The sequence below is a fragment of the Azospirillum sp. INR13 genome, assembly GCF_015390205.1.
In the GTDB taxonomy this organism is placed as follows: Bacteria; Pseudomonadota; Alphaproteobacteria; order Azospirillales; family Azospirillaceae; genus Azospirillum.
The window spans coordinates 60,584-85,529 of record NZ_VUOI01000021.1 but is presented as its reverse complement, the minus strand read 5'-3'; the positions used below and the strand labels follow the sequence as shown (position 1 = coordinate 85,529).

Sequence of the window (24,946 nt, the reverse complement as noted above, 5' to 3'; positions counted from 1 at the left end):
GCGTGTCGGCGCACAGCACGAACAGCGCCTTGTCCAAGAACCACCCATCGGACAGCGCACTGCCGTCCCCTTCGCCGCCCCCGCCGCCTTCTGCGGAGGAGAAGGCGGCGAGGTCGAGCGCACGGTGCAGCACGCCGAAGCTGGGACGCCGCACGGCATCGAGCACATGGACCGGAGCCGCGCCGCGCCCCGCCCCACCACATCGCGCCGCAGCCAGCGCCGATGCTCGTCATGCGCGTCGAGGATGAGGCGGCGGACCCGGTCGAAATCCTTCACATGGTGCTTGACGTCGCCACAGGTCACCTCGCGCGCGTCCTTGTGATGGAGACCCGGTTCAGCAGGTCGCGGAAGGTGCTGCCCGACCGCAACGCGGGCTCGGCGAGCAGGGCGTCGAACGCCGCGCCCGACAACCCCTCGGCCGTGCGCGACTGCCGCTTCAGCTCGTCGAGCAGTTCGCCCAGCGCCAGCTTGCGCGGCTGGGCATAGGCGGGCCGGTCGAAGAGGTCGGAAATCCGCGCCTCGATGAAGATGCGGAACTCGTTGGCATAATCCCGCGCCGCGCCGTGCGCGTCGTCGTCCTCTTCGAAGGCCTTGCTTGCGGTCGAGATCGGCGACCGAGGGGGCCAGCTGCGTGCATGGGCGCTTGGCGTTGCGGGCATGCACCGACCGGTGGTCGAGGTCCACGCGGCAGCGGCGGCTGCCGCACACCTCCAGGGCGAAGCGGCTGTCGTGGGTGGAAACCAGCAGCGTCGCGCCGACTCCCAGCAGATGGCCCAAGCCGTCCGCAAGGAGGTGCCGGTTGTTCGGGTCGAGCAATTCCTGCGGGTCGTCGAGCACCAGCAGCGACAGCCCGCCGCGCGCGTCGCGCACATGTTTCCAGAAGGCGATCAGGAAGGCCGTGAGGTAGGCGCGGACGCGGTGCATGACGGTACGGTGGCGGAACACCGGCAGGACCTCCGGGCTTCCCTGCTGCGGCGCCTGTATCCGGAACAGCTGCCAGCGGATCAGCTTGTCGACCATCTGGCGGGAAAGCGGGCACGGGATTATATCGGCCGCTACAGCACGGACTGCCCATCGAGATCAAACGGCAGATGCACGATGCGCTGTGGACGGCGGCGGAAGGGCAGTTTCAGCGGCTTCTACACGGCCGATCCGCTGGCGGGCGGACGTGGCGTGTATCTTGTGTTCTGGTTCGGCGCCACGGCTCGCCGCCACCGGCATCGGCGGGGGAGTTGAAGACGGCGCTCGTGAACCGGCTGACGGGCAGTGCGCGCGAGTTGCTGTCGGTGGTGGTGATCGACGCAGCGCCGGATTCTGCGCTTGAGCACCCGTGATCCGGCGGGATGTCCCCGGCCTCCGGTGCTGCGAAGGGGCCGCCGAACAGTGACAGCGGGCGGAGGTACTGCCACCCGAAGCGTAGAACGGGCCGTTCCCGGCGCACACGAGCGAGTTCGGCAATGCCGCCTATAGACGGGGGGATCGGGCTCGGCGTGAAGGTTTTTGAGGACGACGTTCGATTCTTGAAGTTTTTCGCGGAATCGTGAAGATTTCCGCAGCCGGCCGGCCAGCCGCGAAGCCTTTTGCGATCCCAGGAACCCAACATGCCAGACACCCTGCGCGAAGGCGAGCGCTACACCGGCCTCATGGGGCTCGTCGCCCGCTTCGATCTGCCGGTGCCCAAGCCGAGCGTCATCTCCATCGTCGGCAGCGGTCAGCGACGGCAGGTCGTCGAGGCGCACCGCACCATCGAGCGCTACCTTGCGTCCTACGACTACGGCGACACGCCGGAGATGGATCTGAAGTTCGCCCTCCGCTACGAACCGATGGACCTCGCGATTCTGCGGCCGGCCTTCGAGAGCATGGCGACGGCGGACCTGGAGGCGTGGATCCGCAGCGAGCCGAACGGGACCTTCGCCCGGCGCGCCTGGTTCTTCCACGAGTGGCTCACCGGCGTGCAGCTCGATCTCCCCGACGCCGGCGCCGTCGGCTATACGCCCGCGCTGCTGCCGGACAAGCACATCGTGCTGCCGGGCGAACCGTCGCGGCGCCACCGCGTCACCGACAACCTGCTCGGCACCCCCGCCCTCTGCCCGGTGATCCGCCGAACGCCGCAGATCGAGGCGCTGCTCCGGTCGGGCATCCGGGAGGAGGCCGCAGCTCTGGTCCGCGGCTGCGACCCGCAGATCCTGGCCCGCGCGATCACCTATCTCTACACCAAGGAAACCAAGGAGACCTTCGCCATCGAGGGGGAAACCGCTAGCGGCACGAAGGCAGAGCGCTTCATCGCGGCATTGCGGTCGGTCCGCGACTTCGATCCGGCCAGCGAGAAGGACCAGACCCGGCTGCAGAACGTCATCGTCGACCGCCGCTATGCGGCGGCAGGATGGCGCGACTTCCAGAACTTCGTCGGCGAATCCTCGACCGGGCACCGGGAGATCATCCACTTCATCTGCCCCAAGCCTGAAGACGTGCGCTCCCTCATGGCAGGTTTCGCGGGGCTGGTTGCGCGGCTGAAGGGGGCCGGGATCGACCCTGTCCTGGCGGCAGCCGCGATTGCCTTCGCCTTCGTGTTCATCCACCCGTTCGAAGACGGCAACGGGCGCATCCATCGCTACCTGATCCACCACACGCTGGACGAGGCGGGCTTCACCCCGCCGGGTATCCTGTTCCCGGTCTCGGCCGCCATCGTGCGCGACCAGGCGGCCTACGACGCGGCGCTGGAGCGCTTCTCACGCGCGATCGCACCGCACATCGACTGGGCATGGGAGGCCGGTGCGTCCGAGGACGGCCCGGCCATCGCCGTCCGGAACCGGACCGACCACCTCTACCGCTACTTTCGATGCCACCCCGCAGGCCGAGTACCTGTACGGCTGTGTCATCGACACCGTGCGGCGCGACCTCAAGGAGGAGGTCCTCTTCGTCGAGGTCTTCGACCGCGCGATGCAGGGGTGATGGACCGCATCGACATGCCGAACCGGAAGGCGGCGCAGCTGGTGCGGCTGGTGATGCAGAACAACCGGGTCGGCAAGGAGAAGCGGCTCAAGCTGTTCTCAGAGCTGTCGGATGCCGAGATCGACGATCTGGAGCGGATCGTGCACGCCGCTGGCGCGCCACCCTCCGGCGAGGACGATGTCTGATCGCCGATAGGCCGTGAACCAAGCGCCGAAGTCCGGAGCGCGATCCCGGTATTCGTCGCCGCATTCCCTGCATTTCCACCAGCTGCCCACCCGGCCCACACGGCTTCACGCCGGTGCCGTCGACCAGCAACTCCACCGCCTCTGCCGAGGAGGCGGGCGCGACCGGACGGCAGCCCGCAAGGTCGCGCCCGCCGTGGTCCGCATTTCCATTCCCCGGCGCGCAACAGCCTCCGGCATGGACCGGACCGTCCGGTTGCCACGCGCCCCGAAGTCCCGCGCAACACTCCGCCCTGTTGCGATGCCCATAGCGTCACAAAGGGACGTGATGGCGGCGCCACGCGTTGCCTTTCAACAGCATGGGGAGCTCAGCAGCCGGTAAAGCGGAGATCGGAAGACGTCGTCATCCCCCTCGAAACTTCACCCTCATCCGCTCCGGCAACCCGTCCGACAGCAAATAGACCGTAAAGTCGCACCAACTCCGTGGGGAAGGTCCAAAGGGTGTGGGGAAGTTCCAACCTCTTCCCCGATTCGCGCTTCTATGAGCACAGCCGCCGTTACGAATCGCCGTTCTCCCGGCCGAACGGCATTGGACCTTCCCCACGCTGGTTTGGAGCTTCCCCACGCGACTCGGCGTTATCCCTTGGACCTTCCCCGCACATTACAAATAGAGTCTCAATTAGCTTACCAATTAGCTTGCGTGGGGAAGTTCCAAGTGGAAACTCCAACGGCATCGTGGTTCCGTTGGGAAGGATAGGTGGAGGCTCGGCATGACACAGGTTCACAAGCTGATCGTCCAACACGGCCGTGAGGCTGCTCGCCGCATGATCAGCGAGCAAGAAATCCCGTATTTCAACATCGCCGCCAATATCCTGGAAGAGGAAAGCAACGAAGTCGGAATCACCTACTCCGGCTTCTGTTTGACCGCCCTGCCCCACCGCCGTCTGGATGACGAACAGAACTGGGTTCGCAGCAACGGCAATCTATCGCTTCTGATCAAGCCCGGCGAGACCAAAAAGGTTCCGAACCCGCGTACGGCCGACGATTACCGAAAGATCGGCGTTCCATATGGCTCGAAGGCACGCCTGATCCTGCTGTACCTCCAGACCCAAGCCGTCCGGACGAATTCGCCCGTGGTCGAGCTCGGCCGCTCCATGAACCAATGGCTGGACAGGATGGGCGTCGCGGTTGGTGGAAAGACCTACACCGAGGTCCGGAACCAAGCCGAGCGGATCTCGCGCTGTACCCTGACCTTCGACTGGTGCGATGGCCAGACCGAGGGCTTCCGGAACGGTTCCTTCGTCGAAGGTGGAATCAGGCTGCGCGGCCTTGACCAGCAAGGCGATCTCTGGGACGACCGCGTGTCACTATCCGAAGCGTTTTTCCGCCTGTTGAAGGAGCATCCAGTCCCGGTCTGGGAACCCGCCATCCGCCACATTGCCGGTAAAAGCATGGCCTTCGACATCTATGTCTGGCTGGCCTATCGCCTTCATGTGCTCGAAAAAGCGAAGCCGGTGAGCTGGAAGGCTGTGTTCGACCAATTCGGGACCGGTGCAACGCTTCGCTACTTCAAACCCGAATTCCGGACCGCTCTGGCCTATGCGCTGTCGGTCTACCCGGAAGCAAAGGTCATTGAAGACGAAGAGGGGAGGGGCCTCGTCCTGCACCCCTCCCCTCCCCCGATTCCCGAACGGCTCATCGGCCGGTGACCGTGGGGAAATTCCAATAGACGGTTGGAACTTCCCCACACCCGTTGACACCCTCCCCTTCCGTCTCCCATCCTCCGGCTGAATTGTGGAGGCTGCGGTGAAAATCTTGTTGGTGCTGAACGGCAAGGGTGGCGTCGGGAAGACAACGACTGCCCGCAACATGGCTGCCGCAGCGGCGGCGGCCGGGCTTCGTGTGGCAACCCTGGATACCGATCCCCAGGGCACGCTGACCCGCTGGTGGCAGAAGCGGCCCGAGAACGCGCCTACCATTGACCATTACCAAGACTCACTTGCCGAAATGTCGGATCCGGTCGAGCCGCTGGACGGCATCGACCTGCTGGTGATTGACACTCCAACCGCGATCGAGATGACGGCGATCCGTCCCAATGCCGAAAAGCTGATCGACCAGGCCGACCTGATCCTGACACCTCTCCAGGCGACCCCCGAGGATCTGGAGTCCGTTCGCGGCACGCTCACACTCATCCGCTCACGGGGGAAGGCGGCCACCTTTGTCCTCAACAAGGTAAAGCCCAGGGTCAAGGAGGTTACCGATGCACGGCGTGGTCTTGCCGGAGGTGGCGAAGTCGCGCCTGTGGACCTTCCGGACTTGGCGGAGGTCTACCGCAGCTATGCCGCTGGCCTCGGCGTCGTCGAAGTGACCGGAGCCAAGTCGGTGGAGGATTTCGTGGCGCTCTGGCAGTACGTCGCATCCAAGCTGGGGTTCAAGTCATGAGGAAGGCCACCAAGACGGCCGTGTCGGACATCCGGTTCGATGATATTCAGGCCCCTGCGCTTGTCCCGGCAGGAGCCGTCAAAACTCTAGCCGGCGAGAGTTTTGAAGACGCCATCAACCGCCTCCTGGAAGAGAGCCGGGAGCGGTTCGTCCTGGTCGGCGAGGTTCTTCTCGACTGGAAAGCGAGCGTACCGCATGGGAATTTCGTGAAGCTCATCAACGAGAAGATCAAGACCGGTGCCTTGCGCAACCTCAGTTACCAGAGCGCCAACCGGTACATGACGGTGGCCGCTGCGTTGCGCAACGGCTTTGTCGGGCCGAACGAACTCCCGAAGGAATCGGAAGCCGCATATCTGCTGACCTCCCTCAAAGAGGATGAGCTGAAGGTCGCCAAGCAGGAAGGGCTTGTTCGGCCGACGGTGCGAAAGGCCGAACTGACGGCTTTCCGTAAGCGCCTGCGAGCGCCCTCCCCTGCCCCGTCCACAGACCGTCGTGCCGAGTTGTTGCGGGAAATCGAACGGGCGAAGGATGAGAAGCGGCGCTGGGCCGAAAGGCTTGCGGAGTTGGAAGCCGAACTCGCCGCCTTGTCCTGAGCCGCCACGCGGTCACCCCCCTCCCCTGTCGCGACATTCCCGGGGGCGCTGGCAAAGGCTTGGCGCTGGGCGTGATACGTCATACCGGCCTGACTGGGCAGGCCGATGCAGACAAAGTCGTCGCCCTCTCCTTTCGAGGTGAATTGCTTTCATCGAAAGCGGGGCGATGGTCACGGATGTCGGGCGACACATGAAACTGCCTCCCCTGGCAATCAACTGGCGCCGGGGCAGTGCCGCCCCCGTCCACCGGTCCCATGCCCGCTCCTGCCTCGCGGGCGACGCCCTGGCTTAGGGTATGAGGTCGAGTAGGTTAGCCGGCCCGGTGTGGCTGAGCGGAACCGCCACGAACAGCCGTCAGCATGGCCGAGCGCGCGGCACACACCTATTCCAGTTGCTTCGCTGCCATATGGTGTTCCAGCCTGTTTGGGCGGTGCTGGTGATGTGGTTCATCCGCTGCTCGATCCGTTAGACAGCACTGCCGATACGAGCCGACATTTGAACTACAGCTCCTTTCGGACGGCGCGCCCGGCCATAGCGACTTGCGACCGAGTTGAATCGGGCTCTTTTTGTGGGATTTTCTCGCGCGTTGAAATCGACGCGTCCATGAGGATCGATTGACCTTCCCGGGGCCGGAGATGACGGGCCCATATTCCCAGGATCTCAGAGATCGCGTTGCCGCGGTGGTGTCGGGCGGTTGCTCGGCGCCCGCGGCGGCATCCCGGTTCAGCATCAGCGTCGGCACGGCGACCCGCTGGGCCAAGCGCTTGAACACGCAGCGGCATGCCCAGGCATGGTCGATGGGTGGCGACCATCGCTTGTGCCTGAACGATCACCGTGAGGCGGTGCTGACGTTGCCCGCCCACCATCCCGACCCGACGCTGGAGGAGATCCGCTCCGAACTGAGCGCCCGACATGGCGTGAGCGTCAGCCTCGGCACGGAGTGGTGCTTCCTCAAGGCCCAGAACCTCACGCTCAAAAAAAGCCGGCACGCCACCGAACAGCAGCGTGATGACATTGTCGAGGCCCGACGCGCCTTCATCCGCCGTCAGCCGACCCTCGATCCCGAGCGGTTGGTGTTCCTCGACGAGACCTGGGCCAGCACCAACATGACCCGGCGCCACGGCCACTGCGCACGCGGCTTGCGCCTTCTGGCCCCCGTCCCGCATTGGCATTGGAAGACGACCACGCTGATCGCCGGACTGCGCGCCACCGGCATCGTCGCCCCCTATGTGCTCGACGGACCGATCAACGCCACCGCCTTCCGCGCCTACGTCGAGCAGGTTCTGAGCCCGACGCTGCAAAGCAGCGATATCCTCATCCTCGACAACCCCTCCGGCCACAAGGTGGCCGGCGTCCGGGAAGCCATCGAGGCGCGGGGCGCGCGTGTCCTCCACCTGTCGCCCTACAGCCCCGACCTCAACCCCATCGAGCAAGCCTTCGCCAAGCTCAAGACATTGCTGCGAAAGGCCGAAGAGCGTACCCGTGACGAGCTCTGAAGCGCCATCGGACGCATCATCGACCTATACAAGCCAGACGAGTGCCGGAACCTCTTCAAAAAATGCCGGATATTCATCCTGATCGGAAAACGCTCCAGGAGAGGGCGATCGACTGCTTCCACCACAGGATTGATGGGATTGAGTTTCAATCCATGCCCTCACGGGGAGAGCGACGGGAGTGTTCTGCGCCGTGAGCGATGGCGTGCTGTTTCAATCCACGCCCTCGCGGGGAGGGCGACGCCGATGGGTTGGACGTGGCCGTCGTACTCAGCAAGTTTCAATCCACGCCCTCGCGGGGAGGGCGACGGGTCGTCCGTAAGCGCGAATATCGCCTTCGCACCTGTTTCAATCCACGCCCTCGCGGGGAGGGCGACGTCTCCGACCTCTGGCAGCGGGCCAATCCGCCGCAATGAGAGTTTCAATCCACGCCCTCGCGGGAGGGCGACGCCGCCTGCTACGCCGATGCGCTGAGCGCCGGAAGGGTTTCAATCCACGCCCTCGCGGGGAGGGCGACCACCCCGCGCCTGCCCATCGCTGACAAGTACCCGTTTCAATCCACGCCCTCGCGGGGAGGGCGACTCGTCGTGGCGGTCGACCCCGCCGTCTCGGCAGAGTTTCAATCCACGCCCTCGCGGGGAGGGCGACTCGCGACGGACGATGGCGATGATCTCGGAGCCGACAGGTTTCAATCCACGCCCTCGCGGGGAGGGCGACTCAGCCGCCGCCAAACGGCTGAAAGACATGGAAGTTTCAATCCACGCCCTCGCGGGGAGGGCGACCCGGCTGGCGTCCGTGCGGCATCACCAAGCACCGGTTTCAATCCACGCCCTCGCGGGGAGGGCGACACGAGCCCAGCCGGCGGGCCGATGAGAGCGAGGAAGTTTCAATCCACGCCCTCGCGGGGAGGGCGACCGCCCTCCAGCCCCAGGAGGAGACCGATGAGCGCTGTTTCAATCCACGCCCTCGCGGGGAGGGCGACAGCTGCAGCAAGCCGGCGTCCATCAGACCTCCAACGGGTTTCAATCCACGCCCTCGCGGGGAGGGCGACGTGGCGACGCTGGGCGGGGTGACGGACGCGGCGAAGTTTCAATCCACGCCCTCGCGGGGAGGGCGACACCGCAGGTGCCGATCAGGCCCAGGCAGGCGCGTTTCAATCCACGCCCTCGCGGGGAGGGCGACCCGGCCCGGATGCCGTCGTCACGCTCCTTGCGTGTTTCAATCCACGCCCTCGCGGGGAGGGCGACGGCGTTGAGGACGATGGCTTCAAGCGGGGTCATTGTTTCAATCCACGCCCTCGCGGGGAGGGCGACCGGCACAGGTCGCAGTAAGCCGGCGACAGGCCATGTTTCAATCCACGCCCTCGCGGGGAGGGCGACGCCTTGTCCATCTTTCTCAGACGGATGATTTGCCGTTTCAATCCACGCCCTCGCGGGGAGGGCGACAGATCGTGGTGGACGCGGCAACGGTTGAGCATCTGGTTTCAATCCACGCCCTCGCGGGGAGGGCGACATCTGCATGACTATGTGGTTGATCGGCGGTCGCAGGTTTCAATCCACGCCCTCGCGGGGAGGGCGACCGGTACGTGTCTGCGAGGGGATAGGTCACAGCATGTTTCAATCCACGCCCTCGCGGGGAGGGCGACCTGTGTCCCGCCCGCGCTTCCGAACCATGACCGGTTTCAATCCACGCCCTCGCGGGGAGGGCGACATGACCGCCCCCACACACAGAGGACGACACCAGCGTGTTTCAATCCACGCCCTCGCGGGGAGGGCGACCCGGCGAACACGGCGCCGCCGGCGCGGAGGGCGTTGTTTCAATCCACGCCCTCGCGGGGAGGGCGACTTGCTTGCCATCCTCCCCGCCGTCGCTGGGGCCTGTTTCAATCCACGCCCTCGCGGGGAGGGCGACCTGCCGGTGACGAGGAGCTGCGCGACGCTCAGGCCGTTTCAATCCACGCCCTCGCGGGGAGGGCGACCGCCGCGCGCCGGGCGATGCTGCAGCTCGAGATTGTTTCAATCCACGCCCTCGCGGGGAGGGCGACGGGCAGCGCATCGTGCGGATCCTCGGCCAGGACAAGTTTCAATCCACGCCCTCGCGGGGAGGGCGACGGGCAGCGCATCGTGCGGATCCTCGGCCAGGACAAGTTTCAATCCACGCCCTCGCGGGGAGGGCGACCGGCAGGGCAGCGTGCCGGTTTGGGCATTGTCAAAGTTTCAATCCACGCCCTCGCGGGGAGGGCGACCCGTCAGCACGGCGTGAGCCACACGGCCATCAACAAGTTTCAATCCACGCCCTCGCGGGGAGGGCGACCCGTCCAGCAGCTGCAACAGGCGCTGGAGCAGATGTTTCAATCCACGCCCTCGCGGGGAGGGCGACGCCGGGATGGCGCCGTTCACGATGGTCTCAGCCTGGTTTCAATCCACGCCCTCGCGGGGAGGGCGACCATTGTCGTTGGCCGCAGTGTCCTTGACCTTGGTGTTTCAATCCACGCCCTCGCGGGGAGGGCGACCGCCAGAGCTTAAGCTTTTGTAGTTCAACGGAGAATAGGCTCCATTGCGCGAACCCGCTTTCTCGACGCCAAGCAGACGGCGGAAAAACTACCATGTGATGTTCAATGCGTTGATGTCCCTGTGTCTGTTGGCCGTGCGAACCTTCAAGCATATCCATGGGAGCTTGGGGTTCGCGCAACTGCGAGAGCGCTGGTAGGGTGGAGGGCCACCATCGCGCGAGGATGTCATGGATTGCTACGCCCATACCCTGCCTGATCGGCCCAAGGCGGAATGGGAGCCGTTGTGCAAGCATCTGGAACTCGTCGCCCGGATCGCACACAGCTTCGGTGCCCACTTGCTGGCGGACGGATCGGCCGCCGCCTTCGCGAGGGCGCTGGGCCTGCTGCACGATGCCGGCAAATATGCTCAAGCCTTTCAAGAGTACCTGTCAATGCCCAACGGCAGGCGGGGGCAGGTGGACCATTCCACCGCCGGGGCCGTCTACGCTCTGGAACGGTACAAGGATCATGCCGGCTGGATGCTGGCCTACGCGGTGGCCGTCACCATGCCGGGCTTCCTGACGGTGGGGGAGGGGAGAGGAGCGGCCTGAAAGGGCGGATCGCCGAATCGCTCTCCGCGACGGCGGCGCGGGCGGGGTTCACGGCAGAGGTCGCGCCGTTGTTGCCGGACAGCCTGCCGCCGGTGACGTTCGGCAACGGATTCCAGGCGTCGCTGTTCGTGCGCATGCTGTTTTCCTGTCTGACCGATGCCGACGCGCTGGCGACCGAAGCCTTTTCCGATCCGGATATGGCGGCGGAGCGGGGCCACGCCCGGATCCGGACGCGCTGGCGGCGGCGCTCGACCGCTATCTGGCGGAGATGATGGCTAAGGCCGAAAGCCGTAGCCCCGTCAACCCCATCCGGAAGGAGGTGCTGGACCGCTGCCGCTCCGCCGCCCTGATGCCGCCGGGGGTATTTTCCCTGGCCGTGCCGACGGGCGGCGGAAAGACGCTGTCCTCGCTCGCCTTCGGCTTGGCCCACCTGCGGCACCACCGGGAACATGGAATGCGGCGGGTGATCTACGTGATTCCCTATCTGAGCATCATCGAGCAGACCGGCCAGGAGTTCCGCGACCGGGTCTTCGTCGGCCTGCCCGGTGCGGTGGTGGAGCATCATTGCGCCTACCGCCCGCCCCAGGACGCGAAGGGCCGGGAGGCGGAGGAGGGCAGCGGTCCCGACCGGCACAAGCTGGCGGCGGAGAATTGGGACGCACCAATCGTCGTCACCACGGCGGTGCAGTTCTTCGAATCCTTTTTCGCCGGCCGGCCGTCGCGCTGCCGCAAGCTGCACAATGTCGCCGGCTCTGTGATCGTGCTGGACGAGGCGCAACTGCTGCCGGTGCCGCACCTGCGCCCGTGCCTGGCCGTGCTGCGCGAGTTGGTGGAGCGCTATCGCTGCACGGTTCTGCTGTGCACGGCGACGCAGCCGGCGCTCGGCAAGGACCGGCCGCTGGACTTCGGGCTTCCCGACATCATGCCCATCGTGCCGGAGCCGGAGCGCCTGCACCATGCCATGAGGCGTGTCCGCGTGGAGCATGTCGGCCCCCTCGACGACGAGGCGCTGGCCGACCGTCTTTCCGAAGCGCCACAGGCGCTGTGCGTGGTGGACACCCGGCCGCATGCCGCCGACCTGTTCCTGCTGCTGAAAGGCCGGAAGGTGGAGGGGCTGCGCCATCTGTCCGCCGCCATGTGCGCCGAACACCGCACCACGGTGCTGGACGCCATCCGCGACGACCTGAAGCATGGAAGGCCGTGCCGGGTCGTTTCCACCCAGCTTGTCGAAGCCGGGGTGGATGTCAGCTTTCCGCTGGTGCTGCGGGCGATGGCCGGACTCGATTCGGTGGCCCAGAGCGCCGGGCGCTGCAACCGGCATGGCGAACTGGGGGAGGGCGCGCTGGGCACCGTGCTGGTGTTCGAGACGGAGCGCGCCTTGAAGCTGGCCGACCTGAACCGCCGCCGCGACAAGGCGCGCGAGGTGCTTTATGGCCGCGACTGGGACGATGCACTGGATCCGGCGGTGCTGGAGTCCTACTTCCGTGCCCTCTACGCCACGGGGCGGAGGGGCCGGAGCAACGACGGCAGCGATCCCTTCGACGTCTGCGGAGCCTGGGCGGCCTTCGATGGGGCAGGGCGGATGGATGCCTTGCCTTTCCGGGAGGTGGCTGAGCGATTCCGGCTGATCGACGACGACCAGATGGCGGTGATCACGCCCCGGACGGACGAGGCCCGTGGCTGGGCCGCCGCCCTGCGCACGGCGGAGCGTCCCGCGGCGCTGGCCCGCAAGCTGCAACGCCACACGGTGTCGGCCCCCCGGTCGAGGGCGCTGCGTCTGCTGGCGGCAGGAACGCTGCAGGCGGTGGGGCCGGACAAGCAGTTCCTCGTGCTTGCGGACGGAGATGCGTACGACGACGACCTTGGATTGAGGGCGCGCGATCCAAGGGATCGGACTGACGATGAGAATATCGTGTGAGTTATTTCCAACGGGAATCCATATTGCGGCTTGCTGTATGCGGGCGATAACGACAAAATTAGAGGCGGAGCTTTGGCCATAGATAATGCTCCATGGAACTTTATATGAAGGTTGTCCGACTCCGATTTAGATCGGGATCGGTGGATTGAAACATGTACAGAAAACAGGGGGCAGTTATCTCGAATTGTTCCCCCGGCTTACGCTGGGGGGATTTTAAGGAGACGCGCCATGGTACCCGACACTCAAGCCAGAAATACCAGCGGTGAACAGAATAACATAGCTCATCTCGTCAATGTTACGGTTAACGTAAACGTAATACAGTCTCCGGATCCGAGAAAAATCGGGCGGATACAAAGTGTTGCTGACACTATTGCAAAAATTCTGAAGAGGCATATTAGGCCTGATGATGGAGATTCGTGATTCTGCCAAACGAATCCCTGCGCTTTGACGACGATTATCGGTCGTCATCCCCGCGGAGGCGGGGATCCAAGGTTTTCAATGCAAACCGTTTGTAGTGGCCCTATTCCCGTCTTCGCGGATTTGACGGCCGAGGGAAGCGCGCGATGAGGTCCGATGCGACATAGTTCAAACTTACTGCCTCTCTCAACGAGTCCCCGATTTCATCACAAGCTCCTTGTAGGGAATGAAGACTCACAAAACGTCACGACCTGATCCGACAGAGTCCGATGCCAACCTGAAGCGCCTCCCAACAAGGCCTTCCCCAAACTAGCAAGGTCCAAGTGCTCATGCCGCCCCATCTCCCCTGCGGCATTTTCTCCGCTCGGTTGACATGTCCTGATTGCACGTCCAATCCTTGATTGTCCCTTGCAGCGCCAGGGTGAGCAGAACCATGTCCCAAGGCATCCGAGTTCACGTCTGGGGCGAGCGCGCCCTGTTTTCCCGTCCGGAGATGAAGGCGGAGCGCGTGTCCTACGACGTCATCACCCCGTCCGCCGCGCGCGGGGTGCTGGAGGCGATCCATTGGAAACCGGCGATCCGCTGGGTCATCGACCGCATCCATGTGCTGAAGCCGATCCGCTTCGACACCATCCGGCGCAACGAGGTGGGGTCCAAGGCATCCTACGCCACCGCGCGCCAGGGCATGGCGGGCGGCGTAGCCCCGGCGCTGTATGCCGAGGAGGAGCGGCAGCAGCGGGCCAGCGTCCTGCTGCGCAATGTCGGCTATGTCATCGACGCGCATTTCGAGATGACGGCCAAGGCAGGCGCGGCGGACAATCCCGGCAAGCATGCGGAAATGGCCCGTCGCCGGATTGCGCGCGGCCAGTGCATCTGGCAGCCTTGCCTCGGCTGCCGCGAGTTTCCCGCCTGGTTCGCGCCGGTCGACGGCGTGCCCGAAATCGCGGAGGAGCTGCGCGGCACGCGCGACCTGGGCTGGATGTTGCACGACATCGAACATGACGAAAGTTCATCGATCAATGGTCGGCACCGCTGCACGGATCAATGTTTGCCGCATTTCTTCCGCGCCACCTTGGTGGACGGGGTGATCGAGGTGCCGCCCCTCCACCGCGCCGGGGGCGGGCGATGATCGTCAGCGAACTGTTCCGCTATTACGAGCGGCTGTACGAATCCGGCGAGCTGCCGCCCTTCGGTTATTCCTTTGAGAAGGTCACGGGCTGCGTCGTGCTGCATCCCGATGGCCGCGTCTATCGGGTCATGGAGGAACGGGAGGATGTGAAAGCCGGTAAGAAAATCGTCAAACGCCCCGTGCTGATGGCGGTGCCGCAACCGCCGCCCGGGCGCACATCCGGCATCAAAGCTGGGTTTCTTTATGACAATGCAGCGTATCTGTTTGGCAGTGCCGCGGAGGCGAAGAAAGCTGATCGCGCGCAGCAGCTGTTCGCGGCGGAGTGGGAGCAGCACACAAAAATCCTATCCGGAATCGAAAATCCAGCAGCCAAGGCGGTTCTGAATTTCTTCCGTACATGGGAGGCGGGAACTGTTCCTGACGATGCCGATCCGGAAATCCTTGCAGGCTTCCTGGTATTCCGCCTGATCCACGAAACGGACTACGTGCACGATGTGCCGGAGATTCGCGCCGCCTGGGATCACTACATGCTCGAGAGGGAGAAGGGCGCCGGCTTGGGACAGTGCCTTGTCACCGGTGAGGAGGCGCAACCCATCGCCGGTTCCCACCCGGTCATTAAGAATGTACCGGGAGCACAGTCGAGCGGCGCTTATCTGGTTTCCTTTACGCCGGATGCCTGGAAATCCTATGGAAAGGAGGGCAATGACAACGCCCCGATGTCCACGCGGGTGGCGCACGGCTACACGGCGGTGCTGAACCATCTGCTGGCCCAGCGGGGCAAGCGTCACATCGTCATCGGCGAGGTCTCCGTCCTGTTCTGGACCGACCGGCCCACCCGGTTCGAGGCGGATGTCGGCCTCGTCTTCGGCCGGCCGGAGGAGAAATCGGAGGACAAGGATCTCGTCCGCGAGATCGGTGCGGCGCTCGACCGGCTGGCGAAGGGCCGCGACGGGCTGTTCCCGGAGGAGGTCGGGGCGCGCTTCTTCGTGCTCGGCCTGTCGGGCAACGCCGCGCGGCTGGCGGTGCGCTTCTGGGTGGCCGACGGGCTGGGCGCCATGGCCGACCGGCTGGCGCAACATTTCCGCGACCTGGACCTGATCACTCAGTGGGACAACCAGCCGCGCCGTCCCACCGTCTGGGCGCTCGCCAACGAAACCAAGGCCAAGTACCGGCGCGACGGCGAATACGCCCGGCCGATCCGAACGACCCGCGGGCTGGCCAAGCTGCAGGGCGACCTGCTGCGCGCGGTGCTGGGCGGCGGGGCGTATCCGGCCAGCCTGCTGGCCGTCCTGCTCGACCGCATCCGCGCCGACCACACGATCAACCACCCGCGCATGGCGCTGCTGAAGGCGGTGCTGGTGCGCCGCCGGCGGCTCGCCGGCCTCGGGCAAGAGGGGGATAGCCTCGTGAGCCTCGATCCGACCCGCACCGACCCCGGCTATCGGCTGGGCCGCCTGTTCGCGGTGCTGGAACGCATCCAGCAGGCCGCCGCCGATGGGCGCGACCTGAACGCCACCATCCGCGACAAGCACATCGGCGCCGCGTCCTCCACGCCGCGCGCCGCCTTCCCGTTCCTGCTGGATCTGGCGCAGAAGCACCTGAAGAAGGTGCGCGGGGCAAAGCCCGGCCTCGCCCGCGTGCTGGACGCGGCCCTGCAGGACATTCAGGGACCGCTGACCGGCTTTCCGCCGACGCTCGACCTGGAACAGCGCGGGCTGTTCTTCCTCGGCTATTACCACGAGCGCGCCGACCGCAAGACCGGCAAGGCCGCCGCCCCCGGTACCGATCCGCCGGTTCGGATCCCGCCGATATCGAAGACGACACGCCGGTCGTCACCATCCCCATCCCGGAGTGAGCCGCCATGGGCATTCACGAGTCCCGCATCGAGTTCGTCTATCTCTTCGACGTGCGCAACGGCAACCCGAATGGCGATCCGGACGCCGGCAACATGCCGCGCCTGGACCCGGAGACCGGGCGGGGGCTGGTCACCGACGTGTGCCTGAAGCGCAAGGTCCGCAATTTCATCGAGCTGACCCGCGGTAGCGAGCCGGGCTACGAGATCTATGTCCGCGAAAAGGCGGTGCTGAACCAGCAGCATGCCCGCGCCTATGAAGCCACGGGGATCAAGCCGGATGCCAAGAAGCTGCCGAAGGGCGACGGCGCCGCCGCGGTGACGGGGTGGATGTGCCGGAATTTCTTCGATATCCGCACCTTCGGCGCGGTGATGACGACGGACACCAATTGCGGGCAGGTGCGCGGCCCGGTGCAGCTGACCTTCGCGGAGAGCATCGACGCAATCGTTCCGACCGAGGTCGCCGTCACCCGCATGGCGGTGACGACGGATGCGGAGGCCGAGAAGCAGCATGGCGACAACCGCACCATGGGGCCGCAAATACATCGTGCCCTATGGGCTGTATGCGGCGCGCGGTTTCATCTCTCCGCATCTGGCGAAGCAGACCGGCTTTTCCGACGCCGACCTGGAGGCCTTCTTCCAGTCGCTGCTGCTGATGTTCGACCATGACCGCTCCGCCGCGCGCGGCGAAATGGCGGCGCGCAGGCTGGTGGTGTTCCGCCACCGCTCCCCCCTGGGCAAGGCGCCGGCACACACGCTGCTGGACCGGGTGAAGGTGCAGTTGAAGGAGGGCATCACCGCCCCGCGCCGGTTCGACGATTACACCGTCGCCATCGCGCGCGACGGCCTTCCCGACGGCGTGGAGATCGAGGAGCGGCTGTAGGGCATGACGGAGCCGGCCCCCGCTGCGGCTCCCTCTGCGGATGCCGATTCCGGCCTGGTGCCGCTGTCGGCTTTGCAGCATCTGGTCTTCTGCCCTCGCCAATGCGCGCTGATCCATCTGGAGGACGCCTGGGCGGAGAACCTGCTGACCGCCGAGGGCCGCGTGCTGCACGAACGGGTGGACGAGGCGCCCGGCGAGACCCGGCGCGGGGTGCGCATCGGCCGCGGCGTGGCGTTGCGCAGCCTGCGGCTGGGCTGGGGCTGGTCGGCAAGGCGGACGTGGTGGAGTTCCACGTCCGCCGCTCCGGTCCGCCGCAGCCCTATCCGGTGGAGTACAAGCGCGGCAAGCCCAAGACCCATGATGCCGACCGCGTGCAGCTCTGCGCCCAGGCGCTGTGCCTGGAGGAGATGCTGGGGTTGCCGGTGCCGCGCGGCGCCCTGTTCTACGGCGAGCCGCGCCGGCGCCAGGAGGTGACCTTCGACGACGCCCTGCGCGCCCGGACGGCGGCGGCGGCGGAAGCAGTGCACGCCCTGCTGGCCGGCGGGGTGACGCCGCCGCCGGAGCCGGGGGCGAAGTGCCGCTCCTGCTCGCTGGAAGCTGCCTGCCTGCCGAAGACGTCAACCGGGTGCTCCGCCGCCGGCTGGCTTGCCCGTGCCCTTCGGGAGGATGAATATCCGTGAAGCGCCTGCTCAACACGCTTTATGTCACCACTCCCGGCAGCTACCTGTCGAAGGAGGGCGAGGCGATCGAAGTGCGGCGCGAGGATGGCACGCGCACGCTGGTGCCGCTGCTGGCGCTGGAGGGGGTGATGGCGTTCGGCGCCGTCGGGGCCAGCCCCTACATCCTGGGTCATTGCGCCGAACAAGGCGTCTGCGTGAGCTTCCTGACCGAGAACGGCCGCTTCCTGGCCCGGGTCGAGGGGCCGGTGTCCGGCAATGTCCTGCTGCGCCGCGCCCAGTACCGGTCCGCCGACGATCCGGAACGCGCCGCTGCCGTCACCCGCAGCATGCTGGCCGGCAAGCTCGCCAACCAGCGCACCGTCCTGCGTCGTCACCGCCGCGACCACGACGATCCCGGCGACGTGCTGGGGGGTGCGGAGGATGCGCTGAGCCGCGCGCTGACTCAGCTTGACCGGCCAAAGGATCCGGTGGGGGAGGTGGACCGGCTGCGCGGGGTCGAAGGCGATGCCGCCGCCTGTTACTTCTCGGCATTCGGCGCCATGATCCGACGCGACGGAGAAGAGTGGCGCATCCGGGGACGCAGCCGCCGGCCACCTCTGGACCGGGTGAACTGCCTGCTGTCCTTCGTCTATACGCTGCTGACGCACGACGTGCGCGGCGCGCTGGAGGCGGTGGGGCTGGACCCCCAGGTGGGTTTCCTGCATGCCGACCGTCCCGGCCGCCCGTCGCTGGCGCTCGATCTGGTGGAGGAGTTCCGCGCGCCTTTCGCGGACCGGCTGGTATTGACGCTGATCAACCGGCAGGAACTGGCGCCGGAGGATTTCGAGCTGGGGGAGACCGGTGCGGTGACCCTGACCGGCGACGCGCGCAAGGCTGTGCTGGTGGCCTACCAGAAACGCAGGAAGGAGGAGCTTACCCATCCCTTCCTGAACGAGAGGCTGCCGTTCGGGCTGATGTGGCACGCCCAGGCCCGGCTGCTGGCGCGGCATCTGCGGGGTGACCTGGACGCCTACCCGCCTTTCCTGTGGAAGTGAGCGCAAAGCCGTGCTGGTGCTGGTTTGCTATGACGTGTCCACCGAAACCCCGGTCGGCCGGCGGCGCCTGCGCCGTGTGGCGAGGGCTTGCCAGGACCATGGTGTGCGGGTGCAATTCTCGGTGTTCGAATGCACTGTGGATCCGGCACAATGGACCGCACTCCGCGCCCGGCTGCTGGACCTGATCGACCCCAAGACCGACAGCCTGCGCTTTTATCTGCTGGGTTCGTCGGCACGGCACAAGGTGGAGCATGTCGGCAGCCGCCCGCCGACTGACCTGGACGAGCCCCTCATACTATAACCGAGCGTGCGCTTGCACGGCTCTCGCGCGAACCCCAAGCGGCCACGGAATCCCCGGCAGGTTCGCACGCTCTGATATCCCTTGAATTATCGCGGACTTCCGCAGTGCCGGTCTGCAATCCCCAGCCACCACATCAGCAATTTTCCAGGGTTCGCAGAATCAAGCCCGTTTTCGATGGTCCGTCAACCGGTTATGCTGAAGCAGTCGCCCTCCGTGCGGGGGCGTGGATTGAAACTTGCACCCCTGCGACCCCGTATAAACGACCTTCGGTCGCCCTCCGTGCGGGGGCGTGGATTGAAACTGCCTTTTGGACCAGGGGCCTGAGGACACGGACGTCGCCCTCCGTGCGGGGGCGTGGATTGAAACGAGCCACCGCACCGGCAAGCGCGTCACGGCGGCGTCGCCCTCCGTGCGGGGGCGTGGATTGAAACCTCCCTCGGGCACACGCCAGCCCGGACCTTGGCCGTCGCCCTCCGTGCGGGGGCGTGGATTGAAACACGCCGACCGGCGGAACGTGGGTGGAGGTGGTGACGTCGCCCTCCGTGCGGGGGCGTGGATTGAAACCCTATGCCCGCTACCTATAGCAGCGCCGGCACCGCGTCGCCCTCCGTGCGGGGGCGTGGATTGAAACGTCTAAGCGTCCGGCGGTATTGTTCCGCCCACCGTGTCGCCCTCCGTGCGGGGGCGTGGATTGAAACTCCGCTCCATCGATCCGGTCTATGCCGCTCACGCCGTCGCCCTCCGTGCGGGGGCGTGGATTGAAACCCTGCGCCGCCGCCATTGCCGCATTGACGCAGAGTCGCCCTCCGTGCGGGGGCGTGGATTGAAACCGCCCCAATTCCGCCGCTGTGAAGGCCGCCCGCTTGTCGCCCTCCGTGCGGGGGCGTGGATTGAAACTCTTCACCGGCCCGGATCAGGCCCTTCCACAGTTGTCGTCGCCCTCCGTGCGGGGGCGTGGATTGAAACTCCGGCTCGGATCAGGCCCTTCCAAAGCTGCCGGGTCGCCCTCCGTGCGGGGGCGTGGATTGAAACTCATGCAGGTAGACCAGATGCTCAACGGCCTTCGTCGCCCTCCGTGCGGGGGCGTGGATTGAAACCTTGAGGCGGGCAAGCTCCGGCTCTGCCCATGCCCGTCGCCCTCCGTGCGGGGGCGTGGATTGAAACCTCGACCCTGGCGATGAACTCCCCCCAGATCGGGGGTCGCCCTCCGTGCGGGGGCGTGGATTGAAACTCGATCCCGATGAACTGGCGGCCGGCGTTGACCGGTCGCCCTCCGTGCGGGGGCGTGGATTGAAACAGGGCGGCGCGTTCCGCACTGGCGTCCAGCGTGGTCGCCCTCCGTGCGGGGGCGTGGATTGAAACCATCGCGGTGCCGGTGACCGGCGGCGTCGGCTCCGTCGCCCTCCGTGCGGGGGCGTGGATTGAAACCCGTACACGGCCATTCAGCTGACCAGCCGCGTCGAGTCGCCCTCCGTGCGGGGGCGTGGATTGAAACCGCCGGGGCAAGCCCAAGGCCGGCCCGGCCGCCGGTCGCCCTCCGTGCGGGGGCGTGGATTGAAACAAGCGGGGTCATTGAACGGCCTCCAGGGCAGGCGCGTCGCCCTCCGTGCGGGGGCGTGGATTGAAACCACCAACGTCGCTCATGCTGCTTCTCCTGCCCACGTCGCCCTCCGTGCGGGGCGTGGATTGAAACGCGCCTGAAAAGACCGATGGCGTCACCCGCATCGTCGCCCTCCGTGCGGGGGCGTGGATTGAAACCCCAAGTGCGTCACGGCCTGCGCTGACGGCAGCGTCGCCCTCCGTGCGGGGGCGTGGATTGAAACTGTCCGGTCTCCCACGCCGAAACCGTGGAGCGGGGTCGCCCTCCGTGCGGGGGCGTGGATTGAAACTACGCCTCGAATGAGGGCTACGCGGCCATCTTCAAGTCGCCCTCCGTGCGGGGGCGTGGATTGAAACGGCGCATCGCCGGGTATCATCTCCAGCGCGTTCCGTCGCCCTCCGTGCGGGGGCGTGGATTGAAACCACCCGGTCATAGTGCGGCGCGTTGTCGCTCAGGTCGCCCTCCGTGCGGGGGCGTGGATTGAAACGTGTATCCGCCGTCCGCCGTGAAGTGGGCAGGCGTCGCCCTCCGTGCGGGGGCGTGGATTGAAACGTTCGCCTTGGTCAACTGAGCCAGCGAGCGCAGCGTCGCCCTCCGTGCGGGGGCGTGGATTGAAACGCCTCCAGATCGCGCGCATCGACGGTCAAAACGGGTCGCCCTCCGTGCGGGGGCGTGGATTGAAACTCGACGTCATCGCCGCCCTGATCGGCACCGACCCGTCGCCCTCCGTGCGGGGGCGTGGATTGAAACGCCGCCCTGCGCCGGGTGGCTCACCTTTCGGCGTGTCGCCCTCCGTGCGGGGGCGTGGATTGAAACAACGCCTATCTGGTGGCGACGCAGCGGACCGCCGGGTCGCCCTCCGTGCGGGGGCGTGGATTGAAACTCCTCGTAGAAGCTGGTGCGGCTGTAGAGGCTGGTCGCCCTCCGTGCGGGGGCGTGGATTGAAACTCGCATACGCCGAGGTGCTTGGCGGCAGCCTTTGGTCGCCCTCCGTGCGGGGGCGTGGATTGAAACTTCGGTCATTGGCGTGCTCGTCTGTGCGGAGAAGTCGCCCTCCGTGCGGGGGCGTGGATTGAAACTCCGGTTCGTCCGTGAAGTGGTCGCCGCCCCCGGGTCGCCCTCCGTGCGGGGGCGTGGATTGAAACGTCTCGATCGTCGCGGCGCCGACATGGGTGGTGACGGTCGCCCTCCGTGCGGGGGCGTGGATTGAAACGGGGCGAACCCGGCGGCCATGCCGTCGGATGGCTCGTCGCCCTCCGTGCGGGGGCGTGGATTGAAACAACTCAATTCAGGGGACCACCGATAATGGCTAAGTCGCCCTCCGTGCGGGCAAGGTTGTGCGGCAGGCATTGACCAGCCGGACGAGGGCCCGCAGGCTTCCGGGCGTAAAGCGTAGGGCCGGCATGACAGGCTCCTCGGCACCGGCGGCTTCAGTCCAGGCCAGCGGGATCTCTCGCCGCTGGCCGTCCTCCCCTTCAACGAGCAGATCCGTTCCCTCGTCACGTCGCAGACGCCGCATTGCTCGAACAACCCGTCCCACCCACGGATGGTGCGGCGCGGTCACCCGAGTCCATTGAACCTGAGCGGAATGGCCAGATGTAGTATGATGGCCGATGTGGCGATTCCTACGACAACGCGTTGGCCGAGACCATCAACGGCCTTCTACAAGACCGAGGTGATCCACCGCCGCGGGGCATGGCGCACCTTGGGGGCTGTCGAGTTCGCCACCCTGGAATGGGTAGACTGGTTCAACCACCGACGCCTCCTCGTACCCATCGGCAGCCATCCTCCTGCCGAGGCCGAAGCACGCTACTATGCCCAAACCGAGGACGTCGCCATGGCGGCGTGACTCAAGCCGAATGGCCTCCAGGAAACCCGGCGCGGTTCAGTCCAGCCATTCCGCCTCCTGGCGGCAAACCTTGCTACAGAGCCCTTTGGGCTGCCGTTGCCTACGCACAGCGTGACGCCGGATCCGGGTAATGTCCGCCCAGCCTCTCTGATAGGCGGTTGCCGGCCGCTAGCAGCAGGGGCGCCATCACCGCCACCCGCTCCTCGGTGAAGCGGGTCAGTGGTCCTGATAGCGTCAACGCGCCGCTCAGCCCCTCGCGTTGTGAAAAGACCGGCACGGCGGCGGCCCCGGTCTCGGACTCGCGCTCGCCGAAGGAGAGCAGGGGCAGGGCGGCAAAATCGACCTCCGACACCGCGCCCGCGAAGCGGGTAAGCACATGGCCGGCGGCCCCGCGATCCAGGGGCAGGCGGTCGCCTTCGTGCACATGGTCGCGGATCGCCTGAGTCGAATCCTCGCGGAACGCGCAGATGCGCCATGCGCCTTCGCGCCGGAAGAAGGACGCGCTTTCCCCGCTTTCCCGCATCAACTGGCGCAGCACCGGCCGGACATGGTCCTCCAGCCGAAGCGAACGCTGGTAGAGCCCCCCCAGCCGCATCAGTTCCGGGCCAAGCCGGTAAGACTTGTCCTGGTGGCGGACGAGATAGCCGGCCTTTTCCAGCGAAACGGTCAGCCGCAGGATTGTGCTCTTGTAGAGCCCGGTCCGTGCCGCGATCTCGGTCAGGCTCAAGGCGTGGTCGCCCGCCTGGAAGCAGCCGACGATGCTTAGCGCCCGGTCGACGGACTCCACCCCCCCGGCGGATGCAGTGGTAGTCGGCTTCGCGTCGGTCATATCGCACCCTTCGATGGCGGCCTCGGCGCGCATTCTTCCCCGACACCACCATCAGCCGTCAAGGACGGCCGGAGCAAGTGCCGGACTTCAGAAAAGTACGAGAACGAATGGTTCGGGCTTGACGCAATTCGCCCTCCCATGTTCTCTTAGATGAAACACGGTTCTATCTAACAGAACTTTTGCGAGGCGAAGGGTGGAACGCTACAAGCTGTTCATCGATGGGGACTGGTGCGATCCGGTTTCCAACGAGTGGTTTGAAACGACGGAGCCCTTTTCGGGGCGGGCCTGGGCGGAGATCCCGCGCGGCATGCAGGCCGATGCCGACCGCGCGGTCGAGGCGGCGCACCGTACCTTCCTGTCCCCGGACTGGGCCGGACTGACCGCGACCCAGCGCGGTGCCCTGCTGCGCCGGCTGGCCGAGCTGATCGAGAACAACGTCGACCGGCTGGGAGCCATCGAGCAGCGCGACAACGGCAAGCTGATGGCTGAGGTCAGCGGGCAAGTGCGGAACGTCGCCCAATGGTTCCATTACTATGCAGGGCTCGCCGACAAGGTTCAGGGCGCCGTCGTGCCGATCAACAAGGCCGACGTCTTCAACTATGTGAAGTACGAGCCGCTTGGCGTCGTCGTCGCCATCACGCCGTGGAATTCGCCGCTGGCGCTGACCACCTGGAAGATGGCGCCGGCGTTGGCAGCCGGAAACACCATCGTCATCAAGCCGTCGGAATACACCTCCGCCTCCATTTTGGAGCTGGCGAAGCTGGCGCATGAGGCGGGTTTCCCGCGTGGCGTCGTGAATGTCGTGACCGGATTCGGTGCGGAGGTGGGCGAGCCGCTGGTGCGTCATCCCCTGACAGCCAAGATCGCCTTCACCGGCGGCGACATCGGCGGCCAGCGCGTCAACGAGGCCGCGGCGCCGGGCCTGAAGAAGGTGACGCTGGAACTGGGCGGCAAGTCGCCGAACATCGTCTTCGACGACGCCGACCTCGATCAGGCGGTGAAGGGCGCCATCTCCGGCGTGTTCGGCGCCTCGGGACAGACCTGCATGGCCGGTTCGCGCCTGCTGGTCCAGAAGTCCATCCACGATGCCTTCGTCGAGAAGCTGGTCGCGGCGGCTGGCGAGGCGCGCATCGGCGACCCGTCCAAAATGGACACGCAGATCGGCCCCATCGCCACCCGTCCGCAGTGGGAGAAGATCCTGCGGATGATCGAGATGGCGAAGCAGGAGGGTGCAGTCTGCGCGCTCGGCGGCCATGCCTTGTCGGGACCGGACTACGGCCAGGGGCAGTTCGTGGCGCCGACCATCTTCACCCAGGTGCGCAACGACATGCGCATTGCCCAGGAAGAGGTGTTCGGCCCGGTCCTATGCGTCATACCCTTCGAGGACGAGGACGATGCGCTGCGCATCGCCAACGACGTCGAGTTCGGTCTGGCGGCGGGCGTGTGGACGCGCGACCTGCACCGCGCGATGTACTGCGTCGACCGGCTGCGCGCCGGGACGGTGTGGGTGAACAACTACCGCTCCACCAGTTTCACCACGCCCTTCGGCGGCTACAAGCGCTCCGGTCTCGGCCGCGAGGGCGGAGTGGAGGCGATCAAGGAATATCTCCAGACCAAGAGTGTCTGGATCACCACCAAACCCAACCGCGCCAACCCCTTCGTGCTCGGCTGAGGCCGAGCCTGCGAAGGG

16 protein-coding genes, 3 pseudogenes and 2 CRISPR repeat arrays are annotated in these 24,946 nt (G+C 66.1%); of the genes and pseudogenes, 17 read left to right on the top strand and 2 right to left on the bottom strand.

Annotated elements, in window-relative coordinates; all coding sequences use genetic code 11:
- Nucleotides 1-299 precede the first annotated feature (299 nt).
- Nucleotides 300-659, bottom strand: a complete 360-nt coding sequence (locus tag F1643_RS15515) for a hypothetical protein (protein WP_194914113.1) — start codon at nt 657-659, stop codon at nt 300-302.
- A 10-nt stretch (nt 660-669) separates the two neighbouring features.
- Here F1643_RS15515 and F1643_RS15510 point away from each other — a divergent pair, with 10 nt between their 5' ends.
- The 16 genes and pseudogenes from F1643_RS15510 to F1643_RS15440 all read left to right on the top strand — a co-directional run.
- Nucleotides 670-1,236 (top strand): hypothetical protein, encoded by a 567-nt coding sequence (locus F1643_RS15510; protein WP_194914112.1) that lies wholly within the window; start codon nt 670-672, stop codon nt 1,234-1,236.
- Nucleotides 1,237-1,601: 365 nt separating this feature from the next.
- Nucleotides 1,602-3,137 (top strand): Fic family protein, encoded by a 1,536-nt coding sequence (locus tag F1643_RS15505; RefSeq protein ID WP_194914111.1) that lies wholly within the window; start codon nt 1,602-1,604, stop codon nt 3,135-3,137.
- Between the two features lie 767 nt (nt 3,138-3,904).
- Nucleotides 3,905-4,843: a replication protein RepA gene (locus tag F1643_RS15500; protein ID WP_194914110.1), complete on the top strand. Its 939-nt coding sequence runs from the start codon at nt 3,905-3,907 to the stop codon at nt 4,841-4,843.
- A gap of 97 nt (nt 4,844-4,940) precedes the next feature.
- Nucleotides 4,941-5,576, top strand: a complete 636-nt coding sequence (locus tag F1643_RS15495; RefSeq protein ID WP_194914109.1) for a ParA family protein — start codon at nt 4,941-4,943, stop codon at nt 5,574-5,576.
- Nucleotides 5,573-6,169 (top strand): hypothetical protein, encoded by a 597-nt coding sequence (locus tag F1643_RS15490; protein ID WP_194914107.1) that lies wholly within the window; start codon nt 5,573-5,575, stop codon nt 6,167-6,169. The genes F1643_RS15495 and F1643_RS15490 overlap by 4 nt, the downstream gene beginning before the upstream one ends.
- Before the next feature lie 635 nt (nt 6,170-6,804).
- Nucleotides 6,805-7,747 (top strand): annotated as a pseudogene (locus F1643_RS15485) (IS630 family transposase).
- Between the two features lie 60 nt (nt 7,748-7,807).
- Nucleotides 7,808-10,175: a CRISPR direct-repeat array (repeat unit 32 nt; unit sequence GTTTCAATCCACGCCCTCGCGGGGAGGGCGAC).
- Nucleotides 10,176-10,401: 226 nt separating this feature from the next.
- Entirely contained in the window at nt 10,402-10,764 is a 363-nt protein-coding gene (locus F1643_RS15480) for a CRISPR-associated endonuclease Cas3'' (protein WP_194914105.1), read from the top strand.
- A gap of 71 nt (nt 10,765-10,835) precedes the next feature.
- On the top strand, nt 10,836-11,036 hold the full coding sequence (locus F1643_RS15475; RefSeq protein ID WP_194914102.1) for a hypothetical protein: 201 nt from the start codon (nt 10,836-10,838) through the stop codon (nt 11,034-11,036).
- Entirely contained in the window at nt 11,033-12,682 is a 1,650-nt protein-coding gene (locus tag F1643_RS15470) for a CRISPR-associated helicase/endonuclease Cas3 (protein WP_194914100.1), read from the top strand. Before F1643_RS15475 ends, F1643_RS15470 begins: the two co-directional genes overlap by 4 nt.
- 850 nt (nt 12,683-13,532) lie before the next feature.
- Nucleotides 13,533-14,228, top strand: a complete 696-nt coding sequence (gene cas5c / locus F1643_RS15465; protein WP_194914098.1) for a type I-C CRISPR-associated protein Cas5c — start codon at nt 13,533-13,535, stop codon at nt 14,226-14,228.
- A complete protein-coding gene (gene cas8c / locus F1643_RS23445) occupies nt 14,225-16,231 on the top strand; it encodes a type I-C CRISPR-associated protein Cas8c/Csd1 (protein WP_370540631.1) in 2,007 nt (668 codons plus the stop codon). The genes cas5c and cas8c overlap by 4 nt, the downstream gene beginning before the upstream one ends.
- Nucleotides 16,135-16,963, top strand: a pseudogene (gene cas7c, locus F1643_RS15460) (type I-C CRISPR-associated protein Cas7/Csd2). The gene cas8c and the pseudogene cas7c overlap by 97 nt, the downstream one beginning before the upstream one ends.
- Before the next feature lie 281 nt (nt 16,964-17,244).
- Entirely contained in the window at nt 17,245-17,643 is a 399-nt protein-coding gene (gene cas4 / locus F1643_RS15455; RefSeq protein WP_370540630.1) for a CRISPR-associated protein Cas4, read from the top strand.
- Complete coding sequence (cas1c, locus tag F1643_RS15450) at nt 17,640-18,677, top strand: type I-C CRISPR-associated endonuclease Cas1c (RefSeq protein ID WP_194914097.1); 1,038 nt, start codon at nt 17,640-17,642, stop codon at nt 18,675-18,677. The genes cas4 and cas1c overlap by 4 nt, the downstream gene beginning before the upstream one ends.
- A 10-nt stretch (nt 18,678-18,687) precedes the next feature.
- On the top strand, nt 18,688-18,978 hold the full coding sequence (gene cas2 / locus F1643_RS15445; protein WP_194914096.1) for a CRISPR-associated endonuclease Cas2: 291 nt from the start codon (nt 18,688-18,690) through the stop codon (nt 18,976-18,978).
- Nucleotides 18,979-19,181: 203 nt separating this feature from the next.
- A CRISPR array of direct repeats spans nt 19,182-21,923; the repeat unit is 32 nt; unit sequence GTCGCCCTCCGTGCGGGGGCGTGGATTGAAAC.
- A 263-nt stretch (nt 21,924-22,186) separates the two neighbouring features.
- Nucleotides 22,187-22,427, top strand: a pseudogene (locus F1643_RS15440) (integrase core domain-containing protein); the annotation flags it as partial.
- 100 nt (nt 22,428-22,527) lie between these two features.
- On the opposite strand, the gene F1643_RS15435 reads toward F1643_RS15440, so the two are convergent.
- The gene (locus tag F1643_RS15435; protein ID WP_194914095.1) at nt 22,528-23,256 is read right to left on the bottom strand and encodes an IclR family transcriptional regulator; all 729 of its coding nucleotides are present in this window, start codon (nt 23,254-23,256) and stop codon (nt 22,528-22,530) included.
- A gap of 193 nt (nt 23,257-23,449) precedes the next feature.
- Here F1643_RS15435 and F1643_RS15430 point away from each other — a divergent pair, with 193 nt between their 5' ends.
- Nucleotides 23,450-24,928, top strand: a complete 1,479-nt coding sequence (locus F1643_RS15430) for an aldehyde dehydrogenase (protein ID WP_194914094.1) — start codon at nt 23,450-23,452, stop codon at nt 24,926-24,928.
- Nucleotides 24,929-24,946 lie beyond the last annotated feature (18 nt).